This is a genomic window from Actinosynnema sp. NPDC059797, from assembly GCF_042732085.1.
Lineage (GTDB): Bacteria > Actinomycetota > Actinomycetes > Mycobacteriales > Pseudonocardiaceae > Actinosynnema.
Genome location: NZ_JBHWIE010000300.1, coordinates 2,177 through 8,753, shown reverse-complemented (window position 1 = coordinate 8,753; position 6,577 = coordinate 2,177). Strand labels below are relative to the sequence as shown.

The following is a 6,577-nucleotide window of genomic DNA, read 5'->3' as shown; positions in this document are numbered from 1 at the left end:
GCTCGTGGGCGCAGCGGTCGGCGGGGCCCACGGCGCCGTTCCAGGTCACCAGGAGCCGCTCGCGCTCGGCGGGGTCGAGCAGGTCGGCGGCGGTGATCGGGGTGTCCGGGTCGGCGGCGAACGCGGCCAGCAGCCGGGTCAGGCCCGCGGCGAAGCGCTCGGCGGTGGCCCGGTCGAACAGGTCCGTGGCGTACTTGACGGCGCCGGTGATCCCGTCGGCGGTCTCGGTCACGTCCACGGTGAGGTCGAACTTGGCCACGTCCAGGTCCACGACCCGGTGCTCGGCGTCGAGCCCGCCGAAGTCCGGCGCGGCCGGCGGCGTGTTCTGGAGCACGAGCATGACCTGGAACAGCGGGTGCCGGGACAGCGAGCGGGCCGGGTTCAGCTCCTCGACCAGCCGCTCGAACGGCAGGTCCTGGTGGTCGTAGGCGGCGAGGTCGGTCCTCCGCACGCGGTCCAGCAGCTCGCGGAAGGTGGGGTCGCCGGAGGTGTCGGTGCGCAGCACCAGGGTGTTGACGAAGAAGCCCACCAGGTCGTCCAGCGCCTCGTCGGAGCGGCCCGCGACCGGGGAGCCGACGGCGAGGTCCGTGCCCGCGCCCAGGCGGGTCAGCAGGGCGGCCAGGCCCGCGTGCAGCACCATGAACAGCGTGGACCCGGTGCTCCCGGCCAGCTCGCGCAGCGCCCGGTGCAGCCCGGCGTCCAGCACCAGCGGCACGGTGTCGCCGTGCGCGCCGCGCACCGCGGCCCGGGGCCGGTCGGCGGGCGGCGTGGACTCCTCGGGCAGGCCGGCCAGCGCCTCGCGCCAGTGGCGCACCCGCGCGTCCGCCCCGTCCGCCGTCCCGCGCTCCCACAGCGCGTAGTCGGCGTACTGGACGGGCAGCGGCGCCCAGTCGGGTTCCCGACCGCCGAGCCGGGCGCGGTAGGCGGTGGCGAGGTCGCGCAGCAGCGGCGCGGTGGACCAGCCGTCGCCGGCGATGTGGTGCAGCACCAGCAGCAGCACGTGGTCCCGTTCGGCGAGCCTCAGCAGGTGGGCGCGCAGCGGTGGTTCGCCGGCCAGCGCGAAGGGCGCCGAGGCCAGCTCGCGCACCACCGCGTCCAGCTCGTCGTCGGTGGTGTCGCCCTCGGTCCACGCCGGGGTGACGCCCTCCAGCACCCGCTGCGCGGGCTCACCGGCCACCACCGGGAACACCGTGCGCAGCGCCTCGTGCCGGGCCACCACGTCGGTCAGGGCGGCGCGGAGCGCCCCGGCGTCCAGGTCGCCGCGCAGCCGCACGGTGACCGGGATCGCGTAGGTGGCGCCGCCCTCGACCTGGTCCAGGAACCACAGCCGGGACTGCGCGAACGACAGCGGCAGCACCTCCGGCCGCGCCCCGGCGGTCAGCGGGGGCCGGGCGGCCGACGCCGCGCCGAGCGAGGCGGCCAGGGCGCGCGGCGTGCGGGCGGCGAACACGTCGGCGACGCGCAGCTCCACGCCCAGCGCGGCCCGCGCCCGGCTCACCAGGGTCGCGACCAGCAGCGAGTGGCCGCCCAGGTCCAGGAAGTCGTCCTCCGCGCCCACCGACGGCAGCCCGAGCACCCGCGCGAACAGCCCGCACAGCACCTCCTCCTGCGCGGTGCGCGGCGCGCTGTCCGAAGTGGACTTGACGGCCGGCGCGGGCAGCGCGGCGCGGTCGAGCTTGCCGGTGGCGGTCAGCGGCAGCGCGTCCAGCACGACCACCGCCGCCGGCACCAGGTGCTCGGGCAGCAGCGCGGCGACGTGCGCCCGCACCGCCGCGGGCTCCGCCTCGCCCACCACGTAGCCGACCAGGCGCCGGTCGCCGGGCCGGTCCTCGCGCACGACCACCGCCGCCTGCCGCACGCCCGGGTGCCCGGTCAGCGCGGCCTGCACCTCGGCGGGCTCGACGCGGAACCCGCGGATCTTGACCTGGTCGTCGGCGCGGCCCAGGAACTCCACCGCGCCGTCCTCGCGCACCCGGCCCAGGTCGCCCGTGCGGTACATGCGCCCGCCGGGCGTGTCGGGGTCGGCCACGAACCGCTCCGCGGTCAGCCCCGGCTGCCCCAGGTAGCCGTGGGCCAGGCCCACGCCGCTCATGTAGACCTCGCCCGCCTCGCCGTCCCGCGCCGGCCGCAGGTCCGGCCCCAGCACCGAGGCGCGCTTGCCCGCCAGGGGCAGGCCCACCGGGATCGGCCGGTCGGTGTCCGCCGGCCGGATGTCGTGGCACAGCGTGAAGATCATGTTCTCGACGGGGGAGTAGCCGTTGACCAGCCGCAGGTCGGGGTGCCGCGCCAGCAGCCGCGCCACGTGGCGGGTCGAGGCGGCCTCGCCGCCGGTCATCAGCACCCGCAGCCCGGCGAACGCCCCGGGGTGCTCGTCGACCAGGAAGTTCAGCAGGCTCGCGGACACGTGCGCGGTGGTCACGCCGTGCTCGGCGAGCAGGTCCGCGATGACCGCGGGGTCGGGGGCCTCACCCGGCTGGAGCACGCAGGTCGCGCCGTGCAGCAGGGGGCCGAACAGCTCCAGCGCGAACGCGTCCCACGACACGGGGGAGCACTGGAGCCACACCTCGTCGGCGGCGAACCGCGCGTAGTTCTGGCCGACCAGCGTGCCCACCAGGGCGCGGTGCGGCGCCAGGACGCCCTTGGGCTCGCCCGTGGAGCCGGAGGTGAACATGACGCACGCGACGTCCTCGGGGGAGACCGCGACCCCCGGCGCCGTCGCGGGCCGCGCGGCGACCTCGGCGGCGGCCGGGTCGGCGGTGGTCAGGCCGTCCGCGGGGACGCCGTCGTCCGCGCGGACCACCACTCGCACCCCGGCCCGCCCGCACACCGAGGCCAACCGCGCGGCGGGGAAGCGCGGGTCGAGCACGGTGTACGCGCCACCCGCCTTCAGCACCGCGAGCACCGCGACGACCAGCTCCACCCCGCGCGGCAGGCGCACGCCGACGACCTCGCCCGGCCGCACGCCGAGGTCGACCAGGTGGTGGGCGAGCCGGTTGGCCCGCGCGTCCAGCTCGGCGTAGCTCGTCCGGGACGCGCCGGACACCAGCGCGGTCGCGCCGGGCGTGCGCCCGGCCTGCCGGGCGAACAGCTCGTGCGCACCCGGGAGGGCCGCGCCGTTCGGGTGTGTCGTGGTCACCGCGATCAGCTCCCCAGTCGTCGCGTTCGTCGGTCGGGTCAGCCGCGCAGCGCGGCGAGGCTCGCCGGGCGCAGGTCGGTCCAGTGGGTCTCGACGTGCTCCAGGCAGGCGGCGCGGGAGTCCGGGCCGTGCACCCGCTCCCACCCCGCGGGCACGGCGATCGAAGCCGGCCACAGCGAGTGCTGCCGCTCCTCGTTCACCAGCACCAGGAACTCGGCGTCCTGGTCGTCGAAGGGGTTGGTCATCTCGGGGCTCCTCCGCTTGTGGGACAAGGGGTTCGCGTTCAGCGACACTGGAGAAGCTAGGCCCGGGGAGGAGGCGTTTCCGGCAGTGCGGGAGGCAGCTCGGCGGCAGGTTCACACCCGCGCCCCCGGCCGCGCCGGTCGTGCGCCGCGCCCGCCGGACCGCGCTCCCGTGACCTCCGGGGCGCGGTCGGGCGGCGAGCGGGTCAGGCGTGGTCGGGGAGCGCGCGGGCGACGTCGTGCGGCGAGGGCATGGCGGCCACCTCGGCGGCCATCGCCCTGGCGGCGTCGAGCACGGCCCGGTCGGTCAGCAGGCGGCGGGCCTTGGCCGCGACCACCTCGGCGGTCAGGTCCGCGGGGAGCACCCGGTCGCCCAGCCCGGCCGCGGTCACCACGTCGGCGTTGCTGAACTGGTCGGCGCCCTGCGGCAGGACCAGTTGCGGCACGCCCGCGGCGAACGTGCCCAGGGTGCCGCCGGCGCCGCCGTGGTGCACCACGAGGTCCACGTGCTCCAGCAGCTCGGCCTGCGGCACCCACGGCCGCACGGCGACGTTGCCCGGCACCTCGCCCAGCGCCTCCACCGGGACGCTCGGGCCGGTGGACACCAGCACCCTCACCCCCAGCCCGGCCAGGCCCGCGACGGCGGTGCGCAGCACGGCCGCGTTGCCGAACGCCGTGCCCAGCGTCAGGTACACCAGCGGCTCCCGGTGCTCCCGCACCCACGGCGGCAGCTCGCCGGGCTCGGAGAAGGCCACCGGCCGCAGCGGGACGACCAGGGCCGGGGGGATGGAGAACCCGGGGTCCTGCACCGACGGCGGGCAGATGTCGAGGTAGGGGTTGCCCAGCGACATGGTGTCGCCGTCGGGCAGGTCGACGCCCAGGTCCGCGGCGACCCCCGCCAGGTGCGCGCGCAGGGCCTCGGGCGGTCCGGTGGGCCGCCACATCCGCCCGAACGAGTGGCACACCGCGGGCACCCCCGCGACCTTCGCCGCCAGCCCCGCGCCGGGGTTGCCGATCTCGTGCACGACCAGGTCGGGCTTGCGGTCGGCGATGATCGGCGCCAGGTCCGCGGCGTGGCTGCGCGGCAGGATCGAGCCGAACACCGCCGAGACCCGCTCGGGTCGGAAATCGGGCGCCTTCCGGTCCGCGGGGCTCGCCTTGGCCTGGACGAACGCCGCGAGCATGTCCATGCCGCCCTCGACGTGGTCGATGCCGTGCGCGGCCACCGCCCTCGTGATCGGGGCCTTGGTCACGAACGTGACGTCGTGGCCCACCTCGCGGGCGGCGACGGCGAGCGGCAGGAGGGGGTAGGCGTGCCCGTGTGAACCTAGGCTTGAGAAGAGGATTCGCACCGGGAAGAACGTAGTGAGTCCTCCCCTCGCGGAGGCCGCGTCGCGCCCCGTCCCTGCGGGCGGGCCGACGTCACTTCGGGGTGGCCGCGCCGGGTGGGGTCCCGGGCGGCGGTCGCGCACGTCCTCCGGTCGCCGCGGCCCTGCGACCGCGGGGACGGCGGCCGGTGCGGCTGCTCAGCTGAAATCCCGGCGCTGTTCAGCCCCTTCCTCGCCCCGACCCGTGCGCTCGCGGGCGATCCCTCCGTAGCGTCGGGCCGGTCCGTGATCCACTCCCCGATGCCTCAGGAGGGCAGCGTTGAGATCACGTCCCAGACCCGCCAAGGCGGCGCTCGTCACCGGAACCCTCGTCGTCGCCACCGCGACCGCGCTCACCCCGACCGCCTCCGCCGCCCCGACCGGTGACGTCCTCACCGTCGCCGGGGCCGAGGCCGTCCCCGACAGCTACGTCGTCGTGCTCGACGAGGGCGTCGCCGCCTCGTCGGTGGTCGACGCGCACGGCGGCCGGATCCGCGACGTGTGGAGCCACGCCCTGAACGGCTTCGCCGTCACCGCGACGCCGCGGCAGGCCGCGAGGATCGCGGGAGACCCCCGCGTCGCGTTCGTGCAGCAGGACGTCGAGGTCACCGCGAGCGCCACGCAGAGCCCCACGCCCTCCTGGGGCCTGGACCGGGTCGACCAGCGGAACCTGCCGCTGGACAACTCCTACACCTACCCCGGCACCGCGCAGGGCGTCACCGCGTACATCATCGACACGGGCATCCGGACCACGCACGCCGACTTCGGCGGCCGGGCCGTTTGGGGCGCCAACACCAGCGGCGACGGCAACGACTCCGACTGCAACGGCCACGGCACGCACGTCGCGGGCACCGTCGGCGGCGCGGCCCACGGCGTGGCCAAGGGCGTCCGGCTGGTGGCGGTCAAGGTGCTCAACTGCGCCGGCTCCGGCACCACGGCCGGTGTCATCGCGGGCGTCGACTGGGTGACCGCCAACCGCTCCGGTCCGGCGGTGGCGAACATGAGCCTCGGCGGCGGCGCGCAGGCCGCGCTGGACGCCGCGGTCGCCAACTCCATCGCCTCGGGCATCACCTACGCGGTGGCCTCGGGCAACTCCAACGCCGACGCGTGCGGCTTCTCCCCGGCCCGCGTCCCGACGGCGCTCACCGTGAACGCCTCGGACCGCAACGACGCCCGGGCGAGCTTCTCCAACTGGGGCACCTGCACCGACCTGTACGCCCCCGGCGTCGGCATCACCAGCGCCTGGTCGACCGGCGACACCGCCACCAACACGATCAGCGGCACGTCGATGGCCGCACCGCACGTGGCCGGCGCGGCGGCCCTGCACCTGTCGGCGAACCCGGGCGCCACCCCGGCCCAGGTCGGCGCGGCGCTCCTCGGCGCGGCCACGCCGAACGTCGTCCAGAACCCCGGGGCCGGTTCACCGAACCGCCTGCTGCACGTCGCCGACGGCGGCACCCAACCGCCCGCCAAGGCCACCCTCAACCGCTACCGCAGGGGCAACGACCACGCCAGCGGCACGTCCGCGCCCGCCGGCCACGCGCTGGAAGGCCCGATCGGCACGGTCGACACCGCACCCGGCCCCGGCACGCACCCGATCTACCAGTGCCTGGTCAACGGGTGGGACCACATGACCTCGTTGGCGGCCAACTGCGAGGGCACCACCGTGGTCGGCGTGATCGGCCACCTGCTGGACGCCCCGGCCTCCGGCGCCAACCACCCGATCCACCGCTGCCGGGTCGCCGGCACCGGCAACCACTTCGACTCGACCACCGCGAACTGCGAGGGCCAGGTCGTCGAGGGCGTCCTCGGCTACTCGACCTGACCCGGGA

Annotated in this window: 4 protein-coding genes; 1 reads left to right on the top strand and 3 read right to left on the bottom strand. The window is 76.3% G+C overall.

Features of this window, described 5'->3' with window-relative positions:
* The 3 genes from ACFV4N_RS35035 to ACFV4N_RS35025 form a co-directional block, all read right to left on the bottom strand.
* Positions 1–3,136, bottom strand: a 3,136-nt coding sequence (locus ACFV4N_RS35035) for an amino acid adenylation domain-containing protein (RefSeq protein WP_499676953.1), incomplete at its 3' end; no start/stop codon positions are given.
* 38 nt (positions 3,137–3,174) lie between these two features.
* Positions 3,175–3,381: an MbtH family protein gene (locus tag ACFV4N_RS35030; RefSeq protein ID WP_499676952.1), complete on the bottom strand. Its 207-nt coding sequence runs from the start codon at positions 3,379–3,381 to the stop codon at positions 3,175–3,177.
* Positions 3,382–3,584: 203 nt separating this feature from the next.
* Positions 3,585–4,730 carry a glycosyltransferase gene (locus ACFV4N_RS35025; RefSeq protein WP_499676951.1) on the bottom strand — a complete coding sequence of 382 codons (1,146 nt, stop codon included), beginning with the start codon at positions 4,728–4,730 and terminating at the stop codon, positions 3,585–3,587.
* Positions 4,731–5,025: 295 nt separating this feature from the next.
* Between ACFV4N_RS35025 and ACFV4N_RS35020 the strand changes: the two genes are divergently transcribed.
* A complete protein-coding gene (locus ACFV4N_RS35020; protein WP_499676950.1) occupies positions 5,026–6,570 on the top strand; it encodes a S8 family peptidase in 1,545 nt (514 codons plus the stop codon).
* The last annotated feature ends 7 nt before the right edge of the window (positions 6,571–6,577 follow it).